The sequence below is a fragment of the Pseudomonas sp. TE9122 genome (assembly GCF_056278925.1).
The window spans coordinates 4,204,955-4,225,900 of sequence record NZ_JBWBQI010000001.1 but is presented as its reverse complement, the minus strand read 5'-3'; the positions used below and the strand labels follow the sequence as shown (position 1 = coordinate 4,225,900).

Annotated in this window: 14 protein-coding genes; 11 read left to right on the top strand and 3 right to left on the bottom strand. The window is 60.4% G+C overall.

What is annotated here, in order from left to right; translation table 11 throughout:
* The first annotated feature begins 197 nt into the window (after positions 1-197).
* The 4 genes from ACZ9BE_RS18920 to guaA all read left to right on the top strand — a co-directional run bounded on the left by ACZ9BE_RS18920 (position 198) and on the right by guaA (position 4,910).
* The gene (locus ACZ9BE_RS18920) at positions 198-965 is read left to right on the top strand and encodes a sulfite exporter TauE/SafE family protein (protein ID WP_476249806.1); all 768 of its coding nucleotides are present in this window, start codon (positions 198-200) and stop codon (positions 963-965) included.
* Between the two features lie 163 nt (positions 966-1,128).
* Positions 1,129-1,677 (top strand): sugar ABC transporter ATPase, encoded by a 549-nt coding sequence (locus ACZ9BE_RS18915; protein ID WP_041479923.1) that lies wholly within the window; start codon positions 1,129-1,131, stop codon positions 1,675-1,677.
* A gap of 105 nt (positions 1,678-1,782) precedes the next feature.
* Entirely contained in the window at positions 1,783-3,252 is a 1,470-nt protein-coding gene (guaB, locus tag ACZ9BE_RS18910) for an IMP dehydrogenase (protein WP_016773343.1), read from the top strand.
* 80 nt (positions 3,253-3,332) lie between these two features.
* A complete protein-coding gene (gene guaA / locus ACZ9BE_RS18905) occupies positions 3,333-4,910 on the top strand; it encodes a glutamine-hydrolyzing GMP synthase (protein ID WP_016773344.1) in 1,578 nt (525 codons plus the stop codon).
* 77 nt (positions 4,911-4,987) lie between these two features.
* Here guaA and ACZ9BE_RS18900 read toward each other — a convergent pair whose 3' ends face one another.
* From ACZ9BE_RS18900 to treR, 3 genes are all read right to left on the bottom strand, one after another.
* Positions 4,988-8,116: a membrane-targeted effector domain-containing toxin gene (locus ACZ9BE_RS18900; protein WP_476249805.1), complete on the bottom strand. Its 3,129-nt coding sequence runs from the start codon at positions 8,114-8,116 to the stop codon at positions 4,988-4,990.
* A gap of 116 nt (positions 8,117-8,232) precedes the next feature.
* The gene (locus ACZ9BE_RS18895; protein WP_476250146.1) at positions 8,233-10,443 is read right to left on the bottom strand and encodes a TerD family protein; all 2,211 of its coding nucleotides are present in this window, start codon (positions 10,441-10,443) and stop codon (positions 8,233-8,235) included.
* A gap of 83 nt (positions 10,444-10,526) precedes the next feature.
* Positions 10,527-11,231, bottom strand: a complete 705-nt coding sequence (gene treR / locus ACZ9BE_RS18890; protein ID WP_056790138.1) for a trehalose operon repressor — start codon at positions 11,229-11,231, stop codon at positions 10,527-10,529.
* A 235-nt stretch (positions 11,232-11,466) separates the two neighbouring features.
* Here treR and treP point away from each other — a divergent pair, with 235 nt between their 5' ends.
* The 7 genes from treP (at position 11,467) to tadA (ending at position 20,871) form a co-directional block, all read left to right on the top strand.
* Positions 11,467-12,909: a PTS system trehalose-specific EIIBC component gene (gene treP / locus ACZ9BE_RS18885; RefSeq protein WP_041479919.1), complete on the top strand. Its 1,443-nt coding sequence runs from the start codon at positions 11,467-11,469 to the stop codon at positions 12,907-12,909.
* 118 nt (positions 12,910-13,027) lie between these two features.
* Complete coding sequence (gene treC, locus ACZ9BE_RS18880) at positions 13,028-14,674, top strand: alpha,alpha-phosphotrehalase (protein ID WP_310218208.1); 1,647 nt, start codon at positions 13,028-13,030, stop codon at positions 14,672-14,674.
* 107 nt (positions 14,675-14,781) lie between these two features.
* A complete protein-coding gene (locus ACZ9BE_RS18875; RefSeq protein ID WP_476249804.1) occupies positions 14,782-16,005 on the top strand; it encodes a carbohydrate porin in 1,224 nt (407 codons plus the stop codon).
* A 50-nt stretch (positions 16,006-16,055) separates the two neighbouring features.
* Entirely contained in the window at positions 16,056-18,584 is a 2,529-nt protein-coding gene (ptsP, locus tag ACZ9BE_RS18870) for a phosphoenolpyruvate--protein phosphotransferase (RefSeq protein WP_476249803.1), read from the top strand.
* 2 nt (positions 18,585-18,586) lie between these two features.
* Positions 18,587-18,877: a PTS sugar transporter subunit IIB gene (locus tag ACZ9BE_RS18865; protein WP_056790130.1), complete on the top strand. Its 291-nt coding sequence runs from the start codon at positions 18,587-18,589 to the stop codon at positions 18,875-18,877.
* 117 nt (positions 18,878-18,994) lie between these two features.
* Positions 18,995-20,371: a multicopper oxidase family protein gene (locus tag ACZ9BE_RS18860; protein WP_252868226.1), complete on the top strand. Its 1,377-nt coding sequence runs from the start codon at positions 18,995-18,997 to the stop codon at positions 20,369-20,371.
* Positions 20,371-20,871 (top strand): tRNA adenosine(34) deaminase TadA, encoded by a 501-nt coding sequence (tadA, locus tag ACZ9BE_RS18855; RefSeq protein ID WP_056790123.1) that lies wholly within the window; start codon positions 20,371-20,373, stop codon positions 20,869-20,871. The genes ACZ9BE_RS18860 and tadA overlap by 1 nt, the downstream gene beginning before the upstream one ends.
* The last annotated feature ends 75 nt before the right edge of the window (positions 20,872-20,946 follow it).

The following is a 20,946-nucleotide window of genomic DNA, read 5'->3' as shown; positions in this document are numbered from 1 at the left end:
GCCCGCCAATCACCATGACGCCGCACAAAACCCTGTGGGAGCGAGCCTGCTCGCGAAAGCATTGTGTCAGCGGACAACAACGGGAATGACACTCCGCCTTCGCGAGCAGGCTCGCTCCCACATGGGATCAATTTGATATCTGGTCGTGCTGCCCGCTACTGGCTACAGTCAGCGCGGTCTTATAAAGGATGCGGACGATGAGCGTGATGGAGCTGTTGGGGGCGTGGTCGTGGGGCGCTGGCGGTTGGGCGGTCATCGGGTTGGCCATTGCCCTGGCCTACATCGTCTTCGGCATCGCCGGTTTCGGCACGGCGCTGGTCGCGGGGCCGATGCTGATTCTGTTCATGCCGCTATCGAAAATCGTGCCGCTGCTGGTGCTGCTGGATTTCGTCGCGGCATTCGGCAATCTGCTGCCCTCGCGGCGCGACGTCGCCAAGCCGGAATTGCTCAGGCTGCTGCCGTGCATGGCGATCGGCTGCACGTTGGGGGTGATCTTCCTGCTGAATCTGAAATCCGATCTGTTACTGCTTTTGATGGGGCTGTTTATCAGCGCTTATGCGGTTTACAGCCTGTGGGTGAAAGCGCGGCCCGCGCAGTTGTCAGCGGCGTGGGCGGTGCCGATGGGCACAGTGGGCGGTTTGTTCGGCGCGTTGTTTGGCAGTGGCGGCTTTCTTTACGCGATCTATCTGAACAGCCGCCTGCCCAAGGACGCGGCGCGGGCCACGCAAAGTGCGTTGATCAGTTGCAGCACCGTGGTGCGCTTGAGTCTGTTTGTCATCGCCGGTGTGTATGCCGAGCTACCCTTGTTGATGCTGGCGCTGTGTCTGTTGCCGGCCATGGCGCTGGGCTTGTGGATCGGCAGGCGGCTGAGCATGAGATTGTCGCGCGAGGCGTTTGTGCGGCTGGTGACTTGGCTGGTGCTGGCCAGCGGGATCGCGTTGATGGTGCGCTATTTCAGCACTTGACCGGATTTCTTCAGGGATTAAGCTGCCGGCCGCAGTTCCTTGTGGGAGCGAGCCTGCTCGCGAATGCGGTGGGTCAGCAACAAAAATGCAGCCTGACACTGCGCTTTCGCGAGCAGGCTCGCTCCCACATTGGAAATCTTAAATACTGGCAGCAGGCTCCACCATGAACTCGCAAAGCATTATCGTCCCGAAAATCTCCACCCTGCCGGTGCACGAGCCCCGGGCGCGGGCGATCGTGCGCTGGCTGGTGCGCAAGAACATCATCGAAGAACAATTGACCACCTGCGGCCGCACCGGCAACCGTATGGCCCACGCCATCGCTGATGGTGCTCGCGCCGTGGTGCTGCACCCGCAAGCGCTGCCGTTCGGCGAGCCGGTCAATGGCCTGGAGATCGTCACCAAACGCTGCATCTACACCCCGGCCAAAGGCTTTCTCGAAGAGGCCGGTTGCGCCGAATGTCGCCGCGAAGTGGGCGAGGCGCTGTTCGAGAGTCTTGAAGACTGGTTTCCAGGCCGCACCGACAATTTCACCTGCCCCGAATGCGGACATGAGGACGACATCAACGGCTTCCTGTTTCTGCAGGAATGCGCGTTTTCCAACCTCGGCTTCATTTTCAACAATTGGCTGGAGGCGGGGTTCAAGCAGAGCTTTATCGACGAGTTCGCCGATTGGCTCGATCAACCTGTCTCTTGGGTCAAGGTGGAGCTGTAGGGCCGGGCTTTTCCATCTATCAATTAGGCTGAGTTTTACATTGAACAGCAGGGGGTGTCTGACTATAATGGCGCGCTTCCATTTTCCCGCTCGGGAGCCCCCGCGATGCTGCGTATCAGCCAAGAAGCTCTGACATTCGACGACATTCTCCTAGTGCCCGGTTATTCCGAGGTACTTCCCAACGAAGTCAGTCTCAAGACCCGTCTTACCCGTGGCATCGAACTGAATATTCCTCTGGTTTCTGCCGCCATGGACACCGTTACTGAAGCCCGTCTGGCAATCGCCATGGCTCAGGAAGGTGGCATCGGCATTATCCACAAGAACATGACCATCGAGCAGCAAGCTGCCGAAGTGCGCAAGGTCAAGAAGTTCGAAGCCGGTGTGGTCAAGGATCCCATCACCATCGAGGCCGATGCCACGGTGCGTGATCTGTTCGAACTGACCCGTCTGCACAATATCTCCGGCGTTCCGGTCCTGCACGATGGCGACCTGGTCGGCATCGTCACCTCCCGCGACGTACGTTTCGAAAACCGTCTGGAAGCCACTGTCCGCGAAGTGATGACGCCTAAAGAGCGTCTGGTCACGGTCAAGGAAGGCGCCGACAAGAACGACGTCCGTGAACTGCTGCACAAGCACCGCATCGAGCGCGTGCTGATCGTCGACGACAAATTCGCCCTCAAAGGCATGATGACCGTCAACGACATCGAAAAAGCCAAAGCCTACCCGCTGGCCAGCAAGGACGATCAAGGTCGTCTGCGCGTTGGCGCTGCGGTCGGCACCGGTAAAGACACCGGTGATCGCGTGACTGCACTGGTCAATGCCGGCGTGGACGTGGTGGTGGTCGACACCGCACACGGTCACTCCAAAGGCGTGATCGACCGCGTACGCTGGGTCAAAGAGAACTTCCCTGAAGTGCAGGTGATCGGCGGCAACATCGCCACCGGCGCTGCTGCCAAGGCGCTGGCCGAAGCGGGCGCCGACGCAGTCAAGGTCGGTATCGGCCCTGGCTCGATCTGCACCACCCGTATCGTCGCCGGTGTCGGCGTACCGCAAATCAGTGCCATCGCCAACGTCGCCGCTGCCCTTGAAGGCACTGGCGTACCGTTGATCGCCGACGGCGGTATCCGTTTCTCCGGTGACCTGTCCAAGGCCATCGTGGCCGGTGCGTCCTGCGTGATGATGGGCTCGATGTTCGCCGGTACCGAAGAGGCCCCGGGCGAGATCGAACTGTTCCAGGGCCGTTCGTACAAGGCTTATCGCGGCATGGGTTCGCTGGGCGCCATGTCCCAGGCTCAGGGCTCGTCCGACCGTTACTTCCAGGACTCCTCGGCAGGCGCCGAGAAACTGGTTCCGGAAGGCATCGAAGGCCGTGTGCCGTACAAAGGCACCCTGAGCGCGATCATTCACCAGTTGATGGGCGGTCTGCGTTCCTCGATGGGTTACACCGGCAGCGCCAACATCGAAGAAATGCGTACCAAGCCCGAGTTCGTGCGGATCACCGGTGCCGGCATGGCCGAGTCCCACGTTCACGACGTGCAGATCACCAAGGAAGCGCCAAACTACCGCGTAGGTTAAGGCTTCCAGCAAAACGTTAAATCACCGGGGCTGTTCATTCAGCCCCGAGTTGTTTCTGATTCACTACATGAGAATGAGTCATGGCCCTCGACATTCACGCTCACCGCATTCTGATCCTCGACTTCGGTTCGCAATACACCCAGCTGATTGCCCGCCGCGTGCGCGAGATCGGCGTGTACTGCGAACTGCACCCGTTCGACATGGACGAAGATGCGATCCGCGAATTCGCCCCTAAAGGCGTCATCCTCGCCGGCGGCCCCGAGTCCGTGCACGAAGCCAACAGCCCGCGCTGCCCGCAGGCGGTGTTCGACCTCGGCGTTCCGGTGTTCGGCATCTGCTACGGCATGCAGACCATGGCCGAGCAACTGGGCGGCAAGGTTGAAGGTTCCGAACTGCGTGAGTTCGGTTACGCCCGCGTTGACGTGGTCGGCAAGAGCCGCCTGCTCGACGGCATCGAAGACCACATCGACGCCGACGGCCTGTTCGGCCTCGACGTGTGGATGAGCCACGGTGACAAAGTCACCAAGATGCCGGAAGACTTCCACATCCTCGCCAGCACCCCGAGCTGCCCGATCGCCGGTATGTTCAACGACGACCGCGCCTACTACGGCGTGCAGTTCCACCCGGAAGTGACCCACACCAAGCAGGGCGGGCGCATCCTCTCGCGCTTCGTCCTCGACATCTGCGGTTGTGAAGCCCTGTGGACGCCGTCGAAGATCGCTGAAGACGCCATCGCCAACATCCGCGCTCAGGTCGGCACCGACAACGTGCTGCTGGGTCTGTCCGGCGGCGTTGACTCCTCGGTGGTTGCCGCGCTGCTGCACAAAGCCATCGGCGATCAACTGACCTGCGTCTTCGTCGACAACGGCCTGCTGCGTCTGCACGAAGGCGAGCAAGTGATGGCCATGTTCGCCGAGAACATGGGCGTCAAGGTGATCCGCGCCAACGCTGAGGAGCAGTTCCTCAACAACCTGGCCGGCGAAGCCGACCCGGAAAAGAAGCGCAAGATCATCGGCCGTACCTTCATCGACGTGTTCGATGCCGAATCCTGCAAGCTGGACAACATCAAGTACCTGGCTCAGGGCACCATCTACCCGGACGTGATCGAGTCGGCTGGCGCGAAAAGCGGCAAGGCCCACGTGATCAAGTCGCACCACAACGTGGGCGGCCTGCCGGAAGAGATGAACCTGAAACTGGTCGAGCCACTGCGCGAACTGTTCAAGGATGAAGTGCGTCGTCTGGGCCTGGAATTGGGCCTGCCGTACGACATGGTCTACCGTCACCCGTTCCCGGGCCCGGGCCTGGGCGTGCGCATCCTCGGTGAAGTGAAAAAGGAATACGCTGACCTGCTGCGTCGCGCCGACCACATCTTCATCGAAGAACTGCGCAAAGCCGACTGGTACCACAAGGTCAGCCAGGCGTTCGTGGTCTTCCAACCAGTGAAATCGGTTGGCGTGGTTGGCGATGGCCGTCGTTACGCCTGGGTCGTGGCCCTGCGTGCCGTGGAAACCATCGACTTCATGACCGCGCGTTGGGCACACCTGCCTTACGAACTGCTGGAAACTGTCAGCGGCCGCATCATCAATGAAATCGAAGGCATTTCGCGCGTCACTTACGACGTGTCGAGCAAGCCGCCGGCGACGATTGAGTGGGAATGATCCTGCTGCGGTTCGAATAACGAAAAACCCTTGGCGTGAAGCCAAGGGTTTTTTCGTTTCAGAGCCCTGATAACTGATCAGGCGGGTAAACGACTTTGCAGGGTCATGCCGAGCTCGATCAGGCGCTCGGCTACTGCGGCGATGTCGCGGAAGACCATGCCGGTGATGCGGCGCATCGACTGGTCCCAGATATAAAACCGGCCATCTGCGGTGCAATGCACCCTTGTTTGCACGATGTTGCTGGCGCTGTTGCGCCGCACGAGTGTGTATGTGCTTGGTTCTGTTTTCCGTATCACGAACATGCCATTGCGAGGCAGAAGCTTTTCCAGCGTTGCATCATTCCATGGCGGCACGGGGGCCTTGACCTGCAATCGCAGGTCAGCGAACAGAGGGTCGAAGGCGCTGTTTGTCGTCGCCCCGTTGTAAAACGGGCCGCGAGCGACTTCCACTCCCGGGTCGATCCTGAGGTCGGCCACCTCGTCGGGCCAGACTTCTTCGATGCGCAAACCGATGCCGCCCCGGAGTTCGCTTATGCCTGCCAGATCTCTGAAGGTATTGGTATTCGTGGCATCGACCAGAGCCACCCACTTGCCGGGTCTGTTGAGGAGCTTGTCACGCTCCATGATCTGCGTTGCGAGGCGCGCCTTGATCATCTGCTCTTCGATCGACGTGAGCGGGACTTTCAGCGTGCAGGTTTCTGCTGCATCCAGTCCATGAACCCGGACGCCATTGGCTTGGGCAGCCCGGATCAATTCGAGCATGTTGAACCGGTTCTCAGGGTCAGTGCCCAGGCTGGACAAATAGGTACTGAGGTCTTCTGACATGTCACCCGACAGGTAGAAATGGTTGAGGTCATCCTGGGCGAAATCACTCAGCAACCCACGCACGTAGAGCGTTTTGATATGCCGCGCGAACGTTGGCATGTTCTCGATCATGAAGCGCGTGCTGGCGATGCGATCGAGGGTTTCACCGACGGCCAGTCCATCGGTACTGGCAAAGATGAGATCAATCAACTCATTGATCTCCATCTGCGGACTGACGGGCGGAATGACCGGGCGCTGGGGCAGGTTGATCCATTTCAACTCCCGGTAGAATGCTTCGGCGTCGTTCAGCAGAGCCGTGCGTTGTTCGCCGAAATGGGCCACGTAGCGGTCGGTCGCCAGCAGATAGCGGCGCCCGGCGCTTGTGGTCTCGGCGGAGGCGTTGGGCAAGTTCATTGCCCATCTTCTCATCCCGGGTATTTCCGTCTCTGAGATACCCTTGAGCTTCGTAACCGGGCGTAGCGGACACGGAACGCCTGGAAGCGGTTCGACGCGTGGCAGGTCGACCGACGGTGTTGCCTCGGTTGAGCTCACATCAGTCTCCGGCAAACATGCCTTGCCCACGCATTGACCGCCTCCGCGCAGCCGCAGCGCTGGCATGCGCTCCCACTTGCCGGCGCTTCCCAGGCGGACCGGCAACGAGTAAGCGAACTGATTGGGACGCTCGGGATTGATGATTGCCCAGTTGCCACTGTCCTGCGAGTCGGCGAAGTAGCGCACGTAATAGGCGGCGCCATCCATTTCGATGGCATGACCGGGTTCTTTGTCGAGGCGGTAGATGCCTTCGTATTTCCCCGGCGTCGCCTCTACAGCGTGTTGCGCAAGTAACTCGTTGCATCGATAGCTGGCCGGTACTTGCGCAAAAGTCGAACCTTGCCGCGGAGCAGGCGTAATCAATGGCTCAGTGACGTCGACGAATGTCGATTCGCCGGGGATTTCGTTTGCCAATTCGCTGGCAGTTTCGTTGGACGACCTGACGGGCGGGGGATCCAGAGGCGGCAATAACCGTGAGTCAGCCGAAGTAAGTTCGATCAGCCCGCGCATCTCTTCAGCCTCGGCATACTCGACCTGTGGCCCAACTTCCAACTGCGCGCCAGTGCCAATCAGGAACGGAATATTGAATACGGTTTCGATCGCGCTGAGCACCGCACCGATAACCCCGGCTCTACGCTCGGTCGCCGTAATGCCGTTGATCGCCTGATCGATGTTCAGCCCCGTGTTGACGACGCCCGCCCCAATCAACGGCAAAGCTGCAGGCCAGCCCACGGCCGCCATCGGGCCGAACACTTTCAGCCCGGCGCTCAGATAGCCGGTCCAGAGTTTCTTGCGCAGGTCACTGTTGGACGTGAGCACCAGATGCGCCTCGGCAACCATGCCCGTGCGGGTCGACTCGCTTAACCACGTGAAGGCGTCACCGCTGATCGCAACGTTGCTGCGGTTGATCATCCGATGATCGCTGTGGCCCCAGGTGCTCACCAAACGGTTCATCAGATCAGTGAGGTTCTCGGTGATGTGATTGCTGTCAGCCAGCGAGAAGTGCTTGAGAAACAAAGAGCGTTTCTGCTCTGAATTCATCTGCTCAAGCAGCCACCAGTGCAGATCCGCGGCAGTGTCCATCAGCCGAAAGGCCTGGGCCTGTCCCGGCAGGTAAAGGGTCTGTCGGCCACTGTCTTCGACCAGACGCAGCACGTTGGTGGCGACGTGACCGTCCAGATCCAGCGTGCGCACCTGCGCGCCGACCGGGTACGTCGATCGGAGCATTTGCAGGGTCACCGGCCAGGTAACGGGGCCGATCAACGAGGTGACGATGCGTTGAAAGTCATTGCCGTCAACGTCCCCCTGTTGCAGCGCCTGCACCGCCTGACTGAGAAAATTGCACTTGGCCATGGCGCGGAAATCGTCCGCCGAGGTTTGCCAGAATTTGGTCAATTGACCGCTGTAACGCGTGCTGAAATCAACGGCCCAGAATGACTTCAGCACATCGCTGCCAAGCAGTCGCACTTCGTTGCTCTGATTGAAATTCTCCGCGCCCGGGCCATCCGAGTAGAAGCCGCAGTAAAGGCCCAGCAAATCTGCGTTGTCTTGGTCGGTGGCGCGAAATCGATGGACGACCAGTTGCGTGAGGGTGAGCGTTTCATAAGGCTTTTCGAGCAAGTGCTCCCAACCGGTAAAGGTCAGCGTGCTGCTTTGCGCCGTTTTGAAACGATGGAAATAAACCTGGTCGGGATCAAGGCCAGATAGGCCCTTGGCGGTCAGCAGTTCGATCGCGACTAGCCGGGCCTCATCCAGCAGGCTTGGGCAGTTCTGCACAATGGTAGTGGCGATGGCTTTGAGGGCGGTTTTGTCCGCTGCGTTTGGCAGCAGACGACGTTCGGCAGTGGTCATTCGGGTGTTCATCCTTGAGACACAAAGGCAGAAGATGGCCCATGCGCTCAAGGGGAGGGTGTTAGCCGGTTATCGCGTGTTGTCCTTTTGAAAGTGAGCCAATGCCTTCGCAGATATCAAAGATATTCAGACCGAATAAGATCCGTATCGAACGGAGTCAGCCCTTGTTCAGGTGCGAACACCCTCTGCGCCTGCTCTGCAGAGGCCACTCGTTCGCCTCGTGCTCGCACGTGTAAATCGAAAAGCGTGTGCAGGTCCGGCCTTGGTGTATGCACCAGGGCGCGCAGCATCAACGAAACTCCGCTGAGGTTGTTGTCGACGTTGTTCCAGCGGGGCGATGAAGTCAGCCCCAGATCGGCCCAGATCATGCGACGTTCCACCAGGTCCATCACGAATGGCAGGCAGATACTCGTGTCGGAGGCGATATCGATGCGGTCGACTACGGTGCGCGGCTCGAACACTTCGCCAGATGCCGTATCGGCGCGGGCCATCCAGCCCGCGAAGCATTCAGGAAGGTCACAATATGGCTGCCAGGTAAATGAGTTGAGGGACGTGACGACATAGCGGACGCCCTTTTTGACGAGAGCATCAAGGTCGAGGTCGATGAACTCGGAAGCGCCATTAGGCGCGTCGACGATGTCGCCGCTGTGGTAACCGCCATAACCTTTGAGGTTGTAATAGGCGACCGCTTCCTTGAAGACGAAGTCGCTGTCGAAGAAGGCGGCGGACAAGTCGATGTCCGTGCGGTCACGACCGTTCTTCCACCACAGGAATAGGCGAATGAATCGCGTATCGGGCATTGGCAAGCGACTGCCGCGTACAAGTGTTCGCAGTGACTTCGCTGCGGCGCGCTGTGCCAATGGCACCCGGTATTCGCGCAATGCCGGATCGACAAAGCAGCGGCCCAGCGGTGGCAGCGACGCGAAACGTGCGATCAGGGCGTTCTCGCAAATCTGTGCGGCACGTGCCAATACCTGCGGTGCGATCGACTCTCGACGATCAGCAGTGCCGAAGACTTTCGCCAGCGCTCCTTTAGGTGTGAACGCTCGCAAGGGCAGGGGGCGCGGGGCATTTACCTGGGCCAGTAATTGCAGCAGCACAGGTGAGGACACTTGCGCCGCGACAGCCGCAAAGGCGTCGAGCACCGCGTCCGGTTCTGTGGCACGCCGTAACATCACGTCCAGACGGCGCGCGAATTCTCCGGGACGATCCTGCAGCACCGACGTAAGCGCGGCGATCTGGCGTTGGGCAAGCATGGTTTCGACACGCGACCCGAACGAGGCCGGCGGATCATTGCGTCGCGCTGCGGTGATGGCCGCAAATGCTCGCGGATACTTCTCAGCGTAATCGCCTGGATGCAGGACTTCGGCCAGACGTTTCCAGCGTTCGGCCTGGCGCATCACATCCTCGGTAGCGTTGGGCATGCGGTCGAGCAGGCGCAACAGCTTGCGACGCATCGAACGTTTCATTTTGCTAAAGCGCGTCAACGCTGTCGCCAGCGACACGTCTCCACCATGCAGTGCGATCGCCACGCGCAGCACGTCCGTCGCCGTTTCGACATTTTGCTCAAGGAAAGCCTCAACCTGTGCATCGTCGCCGATATGCAGGATTAGCGCGCCGCCAACGAGCGCGCGAATCTCGCGAAACGGAACGGTCTCGGGCAGTAGACGGAACACATCGCTTTTGTACGTTCGGATAAACCAGCTGACATCCGCAGCTTCCTCTTCGGACAGCGAGGTGCGCGATGAGACCAGCGGCTCGAGCAATGCCTCGAACTCGCTGACACTTCCCGGTTCGATGACCCAATGGATGAAGTTGCCTTCAAGCATGGCTGGCCGAACCTGTTCGCTGGGTGGCAGGCGCCGAAGTGTGTGGTAGTGAATGACGGCGTTGAGATACAACTCCGCCTCTGTCGCTTCGAGGACTTGATTGGGGAAGTCAGGATAAAACGGTCGGTGATGTACATGAGCACCGCTGCGACGGCGCAGGACTCGAATGACTTCACGCAGCCAGTTCTTGAGTTCTACCGCAGAGAGCATGCCGATTCGCTCGATCAGCGGTTCAGAGAGTACATATCGAAACGCCGCGACTTCTTTGACCGCTGATGCGACCTGCGCGCGCGTGGCTCCGCCAGAGCCGGCAGGGACGTGAAGTTTTGTACGGCGCCGCAGGAACAGCTCCTGATTGATCATGATTTCTTCCTTGGTCGCCGTTTCCAGTGAGCCGATGCTCACCTGTGCAATCGATACGAAAACGCCTGCAATAAGCAGGCGCGGTGTGGAGAGCGGAACCCCTAGTTCATGGAGGATAGAAGGAAGGTGTTCCATAGCCACGGCGGCATACTACCGGAGGTCATCGCGGCTTGTCAGCCAATCACATATTTTGAAATGGGCTCGCCTGTTGGCGAACGTCAGCGCCGCGCCACATCGGAAAAATAGAACTTGTCCAGCGTATGCCGCGATTCGGTGTACTCGAACTGGCGGCCGTCCTGCAGGAAGGTCTGGTTGCTGACCACGATGACATGGCTCTGGCCGTCGAGGTCCAGATGGTGGTGGTCGTCCTTGCTGCACGGCACGGCTTCGATGGTGCGCTGGGCGTAGGCGATCTGCAGTTGCAGGGTCTGTTCGATGTGGGCGTAGATCGAATGTTCGGCGATGTCTGCAGACAGGTCGGGAATCACCTCGCTGACGAAGTGGTTGATGTCGAGGATGACGCGTTTGCCGTCGATGCGCCGCACCCGTTTGATCCGGGTGATCGGGCTGCCGGGTTCGGCATTGATGTGTTCGAGCAGCGCACCTTCCAGCGGCACCTGACACATCTCGACCACTTCGGTGCTGACGTCGTTGCCCAGTCGCGGGTGGGTCTCCTGGAAACTGACGATGCCGCCGAGCTGGAATTCGATCGGGTTGGTCGACAGCACGAACGCGCCTTTGCCGTGAATCTTCTGAGCGAAACCGCGCTCCTGCAACTGGTCGATGGCCTTGCGCACCGTGCCACGGCTGGCCTGATAGGTGTCCATCAGCTCGGTTTCGGAAGGCAGCCGGGCGCCGCGCTCCAGGCGTTGCGTGGTGATGCTGGCAAGCAAATCGCTGTAGATCTGGTTGTATTTGCTCATGGCTGGACTCTGTGCCGACGGTGCTCAAAACCCCGAACCTTAAGGGCAGGGTAGGGGTTTGTCCATGCGGACGAAGGAAAACATCTTAGGTCAGAGTAGGAAGAATCCGCGTTTTTCTGACGTTCATCCACGGATGCAAACTCGTACAGACGAGTTGTTGCATTAACTCGTACAGACGAGTATTTTTCCTCTCGGCGTGCTGCCAATAACAACAATCCACGACGGAAGAACAAGCATGAGCCATGACTATCCGAACATCGCCAAGGAGCTGCTGGAAAGCCTCGGTGGCCGCGACAACATCGAGCAGGCGGCGCATTGCGTGACGCGTTTGCGCCTGGCGCTGAAGAACCCCGCGCTGGTGAATGTGGCCGCGCTCAATGGCGTCGATCTGGTCAAGGGTTCGTTCTTCACCGGCGGCTTGTATCAAGTGGTCATCGGCCCGGGTGATGTTGAAAAGGTTTATGCCGAACTGCGCCAGCAGACGGGCCTGGCGGCATCGACCATCGCCGACGTTAAACAGAAAAGCGCCGAGAAGATAAACGCCATGCAGCGGCTGGTGCGGGTGTTTTCCGATGTATTCATGCCGATCCTGCCGGCGCTGATCATTGCCGGCCTGTTGATGGGCATCAACAACCTGCTCGGTGCCAAGGGCATGTTCATCGAGGGCCAGACCCTGCTGGATGCCTATCCGAATCTCGACGGGTTGTGGAGTCTGATCAACCTGATGGCCAATACCTCGTTCGTGTTCCTGCCGGCGCTGGTGGGCTGGTCGGCGGCCAAGCGTTTCGGCGGCAGCGAAATCCTCGGCATTGTCCTCGGTCTGATGCTGGTACACCCGGACCTGCTCAATGCCTGGAATTACGGCAAGGCCGTGGCCGGGCTGGACGGGCAGCAACTGCCGTACTTCGACATCCTCGGCCTGTTCCAGGTGGAAAAGGTCGGCTACCAGGGGCAGATCTTGCCGATCCTGCTGGCGGCGTACGTGATGAGCGTCATCGAAAAATGGCTGCGCGCGCGAGTGCCCAACGCCGTGCAATTGCTTGTGGTGCCGATCACCACCATCGTTGTCACTGGTGTGCTGGCGCTGGCGATCATCGGCCCGGTGACCCGGCATATCGGCATCTACATCACCGAAGGGCTGGTGATGCTGTTCGATCTGGCGCCGTTGGTGGGCGGTCTGATTTTCGGTTTGCTGTATGCGCCGCTGGTAATCACCGGCATGCACCACATGTTCCTCGCCGTGGATCTGCAATTGATCTCGAGCCAGGGCGGCACCTTCATCTGGCCGATGATCGTCATGTCCAATCTGGCGCAGGGCAGTGCGGCCCTGGCGGTGTTCTGGATGACGCGCAATGCGCGGGACAAGAGCATGGCCTCGACCTCGGCGATTTCTGCGTATTTCGGCATCACCGAGCCGGCGATGTTCGGTGTCAACCTGCGCTACAAGTTTCCGTTTTACGCCGCGCTGGCCGGTTCGGCGCTGGGCTGCATGTTCCTCTCGCTGAACAAGATCCAGGCCTCGGCCATCGGCGTCGGTGGCCTGCCCGGTTTCATCTCGATCATTCCGCAGTTCATCCCGATGTTCGTCATCGGGATGCTGATTGCCATGCTCGTGCCGTTTGCCCTGACCTGCGTGCTGAGCATGAAGATCGTCCGCCCGGGTTACCGGGTTGCCTGAAATTGAACTGTAGGAGCTGCCGGAGGCTGCGATCTTTTGATCTTGCCTTTCAAAATCGAAAGATCGCAGCCTCCGGCAGCTCCTACAGAGATCGTAAAATTCAAGAGGGAAATCCGCCATGCAAGACTGGCAACGTTCGGTGATCTACCAGATCTACCCGAAGAGCTTTCACAGCCATGCCGGCAACGCCACCGGCGATCTGCTCGGCATCGTCGCCAAGCTCGATTACCTGCAATGGCTGGGGGTCGATTACCTGTGGATCACGCCGTTCCTGCGCTCGCCGCAGCGCGACAACGGCTACGACATCAGCGACTACTACGCGGTCGATCCGAGCTACGGCAGCATGGCCGACTGTGAACTGCTGATCGCCGAAGCGGGCAAACGCGGGATCAAGTTGATGCTCGACATCGTGGTCAACCACACCTCGATCGAGCATGTGTGGTTCCAGCAGGCGCGCAGCAGCCTCGACAACCCTTACCGCGACTTCTATATCTGGCGCGACCAGCCGAACAACTGGGAATCCAAATTCGGCGGCTCGGCCTGGGAGTACGAAGCGCAGACCGGCCAGTATTATCTGCACCTGTTCGACCACACCCAGGCGGATCTCAATTGGGACAACCCCAAGGTCCGCGACGAAGTGTTCAAGATGATGCGCTTCTGGCGCGACAAGGGTGTGGGTGGTTTTCGTCTGGACGTGATCAACCTGATCTCCAAACCGGCGGACTTTCCCGAAGACGACAGCGATGGTCGGCGCTTCTACACCGACGGGCCGAACGTGCACACCTACTTGCAGCAGATGCACCGCGAAGTCTTCGAAGGGCATGAGCTGATCAACGTCGGCGAGATGTCTTCGACACGTCTGGAACACTGCATTCGTTACTCCAATCCGCAGTCGAAAGAACTGTCGATGACCTTCAACTTTCATCACCTGAAGGTCGATTACCCGAATCTGCAGAAATGGGTGCGCGCCGATTTCGATTTCCTCCAGCTCAAGCAGATTCTCTCCGACTGGCAGACCGGCATGCAGGCGGGTGGCGGCTGGAATGCGCTGTTCTGGTGTAACCACGATCAGCCACGCGTGGTCTCGCGGTTCGGCAATGACGGCGAATACCGCGAGCTGTCGGCGAAGATGCTTGGTACCGCGCTGCACTTTCTGCAGGGCACGCCTTTCGTCTATCAGGGCGAAGAACTGGGCATGACCAATCCGGGGTTCGAGAGCATCGAGCAATACCGTGACGTCGAGACCCTGAATATCTTTCGCCTCAAGCGTGAAGCCGGGGCAAGCGACCTCGACAACATGGCGGCGATCATGCAGAAGTCCCGCGATAACGGGCGCACGCCGATGCACTGGCACGCCGGGCACAACGCCGGCTTCACTCGCAGCGAACCATGGATCGGTGTGCCGGCCAATGCCGCACAGATCAACGTCGCGCATCAACTGCACGACCCGGAATCGGTGCTGCATCACTATCGGCGCCTGATCGCTTTGCGCCGCACTGAAGCGTTGATCTCCGACGGCGTCTATCGCCAACTACTGCCGGAGCATCCACAGGTCTGGGCGTACCTGCGCGAGGGGACGGGAGAACGCTTGTTAGTGGTGAACAATTTCTATGGCACTGCCTGTGAGGTCGAGCTACCGGCGCTGATCGACGAAGCCCAGGAGCAGCGCCTGCTGATCAGCAACTACCCGGACTGCCCGCAACGCACGAGTTTGCTGCAGTTGGGACCTTACGAATCCTTCGTGCTGCACCTGACCGACCCCTGATTTTTTAACTGAATAACAACCTTTGAAAAAACACGCAGAACGCTGCGCGGGGGATTTGTGCGCGCTGAATTCCTGCAACCACACAATAAAAACAACGGGTGGCATATATGAGAGCAACCATAAATTACAGCCTGGCAGTCGCGGGGATTTGTCTGGCAATGCCCACGTCCTCACAGGCGCTGGAGTTCGGCGGCTATCTGCGCAGCGGTGTCGGTACTTCGGTCAACAGCAGCAGCCAGTCGTGTTTCCAGTTGCCCGGCGCGCAGACCAAATATCGCCTCGGTAACGAGTGCGAGCAGTACGGTGAGCTCGAGCTGCGCCAGGATCTGTACACCCTCGACGACGGCTCGGTGCTGAGCGTCGACGGCATGGCATCGCTGTACAACCGTTACGACCGCAGCCTGACGTTCAAGGAAGACAACGGCTCGATTCGTTTGCCGCAGGCTTACGCGCAATGGTCGGCGATGCCCGCGCTCAACGGCGGCTCGCTGTGGGCCGGTCGGCGCTACTACAAACGTAACGACATCCATATTTCCGATTTCTATTACTGGAACCAGAGCGCCACCGGTGCAGGCATTGAAGACGTGTTGCTCGGTGGCCTGAAATACAGCTACGCCTTTTCGCGCAAGGACAACCTTTACCAAAAGGATTACATCAACCGCCACGACTTCAACGTCGGCGGTTTCAACAGTAACCCGGGCGGTGAACTTGAGTTCGGCCTCAGCTACATCGACAAGCCCGACAGCCGCGACGCCCACCGTGGCTGGGCGATTACCACTCAGCACGTGCAGCAGGACTTCCTCGGCGGCAAGAACAAACTGGCGCTGCAATACGGTGAAGGGCCGGGCACCGGATTGGGCTATACCGGTAACGTCAGGCTCGATGACCGCAACAAGAGTTATCGCATCGTCGAGTTCTTCGACTGGCAACTGACGCCACGTTTTGGCGGACAATTCCAGGCGGTGTATCAGAAAGATATTCGTCAGGGCGGCGCCGACCAGAACTGGCTGTCACTCGGTGTGCGCCCGGCCTATGCGCTGAGCGAGCAGTTCAAACTGGTCACCGAACTGGGTCACGATCAGGTCGAGGCGGCGGACGGCACGCGCAAGCTGAACAAGTTCACCTTTGCACCGACCTGGTCACCGAAAGGCCCGGAATTCTGGGCGCGGCCCGAGGTGCGTCTGTATTACACCTATGCCAGCTGGAACCAGGCAGCCAAGCGTGCCGCCAACCTGTTGGCCAAAGGTTCGGCGCTGTCCGACACCGGCGCGTTCGGCAACGCACGGCACGGGGCCAATGTCGGGCTGCAGGTTGAATACTGGTGGAAATAAGCAAAGCGGCTGCGACCGCTCATTCAATCAATACAAGCTCAGGTGATCTCATGGCCACACCCCAACAATTGCAGCTGCTGGCTCCTTTATCCGGCGTGCTGATGGCGCTGGACCAGGTGCCCGACCCGGTGTTTGCCGGGCGGATCATCGGCGACGGTTTGTGCATCGACCCGACTTCGTCAACGCTCTGCGCACCGTTGGCCGGTGTGATCAGCGATGTGCAGACCAGCGGGCATGCGCTCACCATCACCAGTGATGCGGGTGTGCAGGTGTTGATGCACATCGGCCTGGACACGGTGAATCTCGCCGGCGAAGGATTCACCCGCCGCGTTGACGTGGGGCAGCGGGTCGAAGCGGGGCAGGCGCTGATCGACTTCGATGCTGACTACATTGCCCTGCACGCGCGCAGTTTGTTGACCTTGATGCTGGTGGTCAGCGGCGAGCCGTTCGGTTCACTCGTTGGCTCAACCGGGTTGGTCGAGGTGGGCCAGCCAGTGCTGGACGTCGTGGTCGGCGCAGCCGTCGGCGAACATCCAGCGCCGCTGCCGGGGGACGCGGTGTTCTCGCAGCCGATCAACTTGCCCAATCCCAATGGCCTGCACGCGCGGCCGGCGGCAGTATTCGCTCAAGCGGCCAAGGCATTTTCAGCGACCATCCATCTGCACAAGCTGCAAGCGCAAGCCAACGGCAAATCCCTGGTAGCGATCATGGCGTTGCAAACGGCTCATGGCGACAGTGTGCAGGTCAGCGCCGAAGGCGAAGATGCCGTAGCCGCCGTCGATGCGCTGACACGCTTGCTGAGCGAAGGCTGTGGCGAAGCGGTCACAGCGCCTGCACCGGTCGAAGCCGACGCAGCAGAAATGCCGAACATCCTGCGCGGTGTCTGCGCCTCGCCCGGTTCGGCGTTGGGGCAAGTCATGCAGATCGTCGAAGCGTCGCTTCTGGTCAACGAGTTCGGCGCCGAGCCGCCAGTTGAACTGGAGGCGTTGAGCCAGGCCCTGATCGAAGCCGACATGGCCCTGCAACATCTGCGCGACACCGCCAGCGGCCAGGCGCAAGCGGAGATCTTCAAGGCGCATCAGGAACTGCTGGCCGACCCGAGCCTGCTGGATCAGGCCCGGGCGCTGATTGACGCGGGCAAAAGCGCGGCGTTTGCCTGGAAAACCAGCACCGATGCAACGGCGGCGATGTTTCGCTCGCTGGGCAATGCCTTGCTGGCCGAGCGCGCGGCGGATCTGGATGATGTCGGCCAGCGCGTGCTGAAGCTGATCCTCGGTGTTCACGAGCAGACGCTGGAGTTGCCGGACGACACCATTCTGATCGCCGATCAGTTGACTCCTTCACAAACTGCCGGGCTCGATACGCGCAAGGTGCTCGGGTTTGCCACCGTTGGCGGCGGCGCCACCAGCCATGTCGCGATCCTCGCGCGGGCCTGTGGCTTGCCGGCGATTTGCGGCATGCCGCTGCAAATGCTCGGGCTCGGCAACGGCACGCGGGTGCTGCTCGATGCCGACAAAGGCGAATTGCAGTTGCACCCGGACGCCGAGTCCATCGATCAGTTGCGCACGCGGCATGAGCGCCAGCGCCAGCGTCATCAGCAGGAACTGGCCCAGGCCAGCGAGGCGGCCTGCACCCGTGACGGTCAGCACATCGAAGTCACCGCCAACGTTGCCTCGCAGGAAGAAACCGCCCAGGCCATGGAGCTGGGCGCCAATGGTGTGGGGCTGCTGCGTTCGGAGTTTCTCTACCTCGGCCGTCAGCAAGCGCCGAGCCATGACGAACAGCTGGCCACCTACAGCGCCATCGCGCGCACCATTGGGCCGGCACACAATCTGGTGGTGCGTACCCTCGATGTCGGTGGCGACAAACCGCTGGCTTATGTGCCGATGGACAGCGAAACCAATCCATTCCTCGGTTTGCGTGGCATTCGTCTGTGCCTTGAGCGACCGCAACTGTTGCGCGAGCAGTTCCGTGCAATCCTCGCCTGCTGTGAACTGACGCGTCTGCACATCATGTTGCCGATGGTCACGAATTTGGCCGAACTGCGTCTGGCGCGGCAGATTCTCGAGCAAGAAGCGCGGGTGCTGGGCCTGGCGCATCTGCCAAAGCTGGGAATCATGATCGAAGTGCCTGCCGCTGCGCTGATGGCCGATGTGCTGGCGCCGCACGTGGACTTTTTCTCCATCGGCACCAACGACCTCACTCAATACACCCTGGCCATGGACCGCGATCATCCGCGTCTGGCCAGTCAGGCGGACAGCTTTCACCCTTCGGTGCTGCGCCTGATCGCGATGACGGTGAAGGCTGCGCATGCCCACGGCAAATGGGTCGGCGTCTGCGGTGCGATGGCGTCTGAACGCCTTGCGGTGCCGTTGCTGCTGGGGCTGGGTGTGGATGAACTGTCGGTGAGCGTGCCGTTGATTCCGGCGATCAAGTCGGCGGTCCGCGAAGTGGATCTGGCCGACTGTCGAATCATCGCCGAACAGGTTTCGAACCTGGAAAGCGCCGCCGACGTGCGCGCAGCCTTGCAGCAGTTTCATGGGGCGAAAGTCGATGCCTCGCCGGTTATGGAGAATTGAACATGTTCGACAAATTGCAGCAGGCATTCTGGAAAGCGCTGACGCCGGATCTAGTCCCGGATGAGGTGAAAGCCGTCGCCGAACCGATTGCCGGCCTGAGCGCCGAGATTGTTGCGGCGCTGGGCGGTGTGGATAACCTCAAGTCGCAGCACCCGGTGGCGCTGACTCGGGTGCGCGTGGCGCTGCACGACGCGGCCTGTGTCGACCGTCAGGCGTTGAGTCTGGCCGGTGTGGCGGGCGTCATGCCGCTTGAGGGCGGCGTGCTGCACCTGATTACCGGGCTGCGCGTATAAGGCCGACAAGACGTGCGGCCGCAGGTCGCCCTTACTGTTTCTCAACTGCGGGTGTATCGTATTCGCCTTTTGCGGATCCCTCGGGGTCTGTCGCTGATACGTGAGGTAGTTGAGTTCATGTCCTTTACCCGTCGCCAAATCCTCGGTGGCCTGGCCGGTCTTGTTGTCGTTGGCGTGGGCGCGGGAGGCGCGTCGCGTTACTGGCTGGGCAAGATGGCCGACGCCGAGGCCGGCCACGACTATGAACTGATCGCCGCGCCGCTCGATGTCGAGCTGGTGCCGGGCCACAAGACCGAAGCCTGGGCGTTCGGCCCGTCGGCGCCGGGCACCGAGTTGCGTGTGCGTCAGGGTGAATGGCTGCGGGTGCGTTTCATCAATCACTTGCCGGTGGCGACTACCATTCACTGGCACGGTATCCGCCTGCCGCTGGAAATGGACGGCGTGCCTTACGTGTCGCAACTGCCGGTGCTGCCGGGCGAATACTTCGACTACAAATTCCGTGTGCCGGACGCCGGCAGCTACTGGTATCACCCGCATGTCAGCAGCAGCGAAGAACTCGGACGCGGGCTGGTCGGGCCGCTGATCATCGAGGAACGCGAGCCGACCGGTTTCAAGTACGAGAAAACCCTGAGCCTGAAGAACTGGCATGTCGACGAGCAAGGTCAGTTCGTCGAATTCAGCATCCCCCGCGAAGCGGCCCGTGGCGGTACCGCCGGGCGCTTGTCGACGATCAATGGTGTGCCGCTGCCGGTGATTGATCTGCCGGCCGGGCAGGTCACTCGGGTACGTCTGCTTAACCTCGACAACACCCTGACCTATCGCATCAACATTCCCGGTGTCGACGCGAAGATCTACGCGCTGGATGGCAACCCGGTCGAGCCGCGCCCGTTGGGCAAGGAATACTGGCTCGGCCCCGGCATGCGCATTTGCCTGGCGATCAAGGCGCCGGCGGCCGGTGAAGAGTTGTCGCTGCGCAACGGCCCGGTGCGCCTTGGCACGCTACGTTCGGTCGCCAACACCGACGCGCCGACGGACTGGCCGAAGGCCCTGCCGGCCAACCCGGTGGCCGAGCCGGATCTGGCCAATGCCGAGAAACTCAACTTCAATTTCGAATGGGTCGGCTCGGTCTCGGTGAACACCGAAAACGGCAAGCCGCCGAGCCTGTGGCAGATCAACGGCAAGGCCTGGGACATCACCGACAAGACCTGTGCTGACCGACCGATTGCCAGCCTGAAACTGGGCCAGAGCTATATTTTCGAATTGAAGAACATGACCCAGTACCAGCACCCGATCCACCTGCACGGCATGAGCTTCAAGGTGATCGCGTCGAACCGGCACAAAGTCGTGCCGTATTTCACCGACACCTATCTGCTGGGCAAGAACGAGCGTGCGCAAGTGGCGCTGGTGGCGGATAACCCGGGGGTGTGGATGTTCCACTGCCATGTCATCGACCACATGGAAACCGGCCTGATGGCCGCGATCGAGGTGAAGTGATGCGCCAGATCCGCCCGGCGGCGATCATCGACCGCAGCCGCGACCGCGACTTCATGCGCGAAGCCTTGACCCTCGCCGCGCAGGGCGCCGCCCTCGGTGAGGTGCCGGTGGGCGCGGTGCTGGTGCAGGATGGCGTGATCATCGGTCGCGGCTTCAATTGCCCGATCAGCACCAGCGACCCGAGTGCCCACGCCGAAATGGTCGCGATCCGCGCCGCCGCGCAGGCAGTGGATAACTATCGCCTGCCGGGCAGCACGCTGTATGTGACGCTGGAGCCTTGCAGCATGTGCGCCGGGCTGATCGTGCATTCGCGGGTGGCGCGGGTGGTGTACGGCGCGCTGGAACCCAAGGCCGGGATTGTGCAGAGTCAGGGACAGTTTTTTACCCAGGGCTTTTTGAATCACCGGGTGTTGTATGAGGGCGGGGTGTTGGCTGAAGAATGTGGTGCGGTGCTGACCGAGTTTTTCCGCGCCAGACGCACTAAAAACCCCTCACCCTAACCCTCTCCCAGAGGGAGAGGGGACCGACCGAGTTGAATGGACCAAATCCGCCGACCTGAAATACCGAGTCGGACT

What these genes read in the sequence shown, in the direction of transcription:
- ACZ9BE_RS18920 (WP_476249806.1), top strand. Translation starts at nt 198, where the DNA reads ATGAGCGTGATGGAGCTGTTGGGGGCGTGGTCGTGGGGCGCTGGCGGT.
- ACZ9BE_RS18915 (WP_041479923.1), top strand. Translation starts at nt 1,129, where the DNA reads ATGAACTCGCAAAGCATTATCGTCCCGAAAATCTCCACCCTGCCGGTG.
- guaB (WP_016773343.1), top strand. Translation starts at nt 1,783, where the DNA reads ATGCTGCGTATCAGCCAAGAAGCTCTGACATTCGACGACATTCTCCTA.
- guaA (WP_016773344.1), top strand. Translation starts at nt 3,333, where the DNA reads ATGGCCCTCGACATTCACGCTCACCGCATTCTGATCCTCGACTTCGGT.
- ACZ9BE_RS18900 (WP_476249805.1), bottom strand. Translation starts at nt 8,116, where the DNA reads ATGACCACTGCCGAACGTCGTCTGCTGCCAAACGCAGCGGACAAAACC.
- ACZ9BE_RS18895 (WP_476250146.1), bottom strand. Translation starts at nt 10,443, where the DNA reads ATGGAACACCTTCCTTCTATCCTCCATGAACTAGGGGTTCCGCTCTCC.
- treR (WP_056790138.1), bottom strand. Translation starts at nt 11,231, where the DNA reads ATGAGCAAATACAACCAGATCTACAGCGATTTGCTTGCCAGCATCACC.
- treP (WP_041479919.1), top strand. Translation starts at nt 11,467, where the DNA reads ATGAGCCATGACTATCCGAACATCGCCAAGGAGCTGCTGGAAAGCCTC.
- treC (WP_310218208.1), top strand. Translation starts at nt 13,028, where the DNA reads ATGCAAGACTGGCAACGTTCGGTGATCTACCAGATCTACCCGAAGAGC.
- ACZ9BE_RS18875 (WP_476249804.1), top strand. Translation starts at nt 14,782, where the DNA reads ATGAGAGCAACCATAAATTACAGCCTGGCAGTCGCGGGGATTTGTCTG.
- ptsP (WP_476249803.1), top strand. Translation starts at nt 16,056, where the DNA reads ATGGCCACACCCCAACAATTGCAGCTGCTGGCTCCTTTATCCGGCGTG.
- ACZ9BE_RS18865 (WP_056790130.1), top strand. Translation starts at nt 18,587, where the DNA reads ATGTTCGACAAATTGCAGCAGGCATTCTGGAAAGCGCTGACGCCGGAT.
- ACZ9BE_RS18860 (WP_252868226.1), top strand. Translation starts at nt 18,995, where the DNA reads ATGTCCTTTACCCGTCGCCAAATCCTCGGTGGCCTGGCCGGTCTTGTT.
- tadA (WP_056790123.1), top strand. Translation starts at nt 20,371, where the DNA reads ATGCGCCAGATCCGCCCGGCGGCGATCATCGACCGCAGCCGCGACCGC.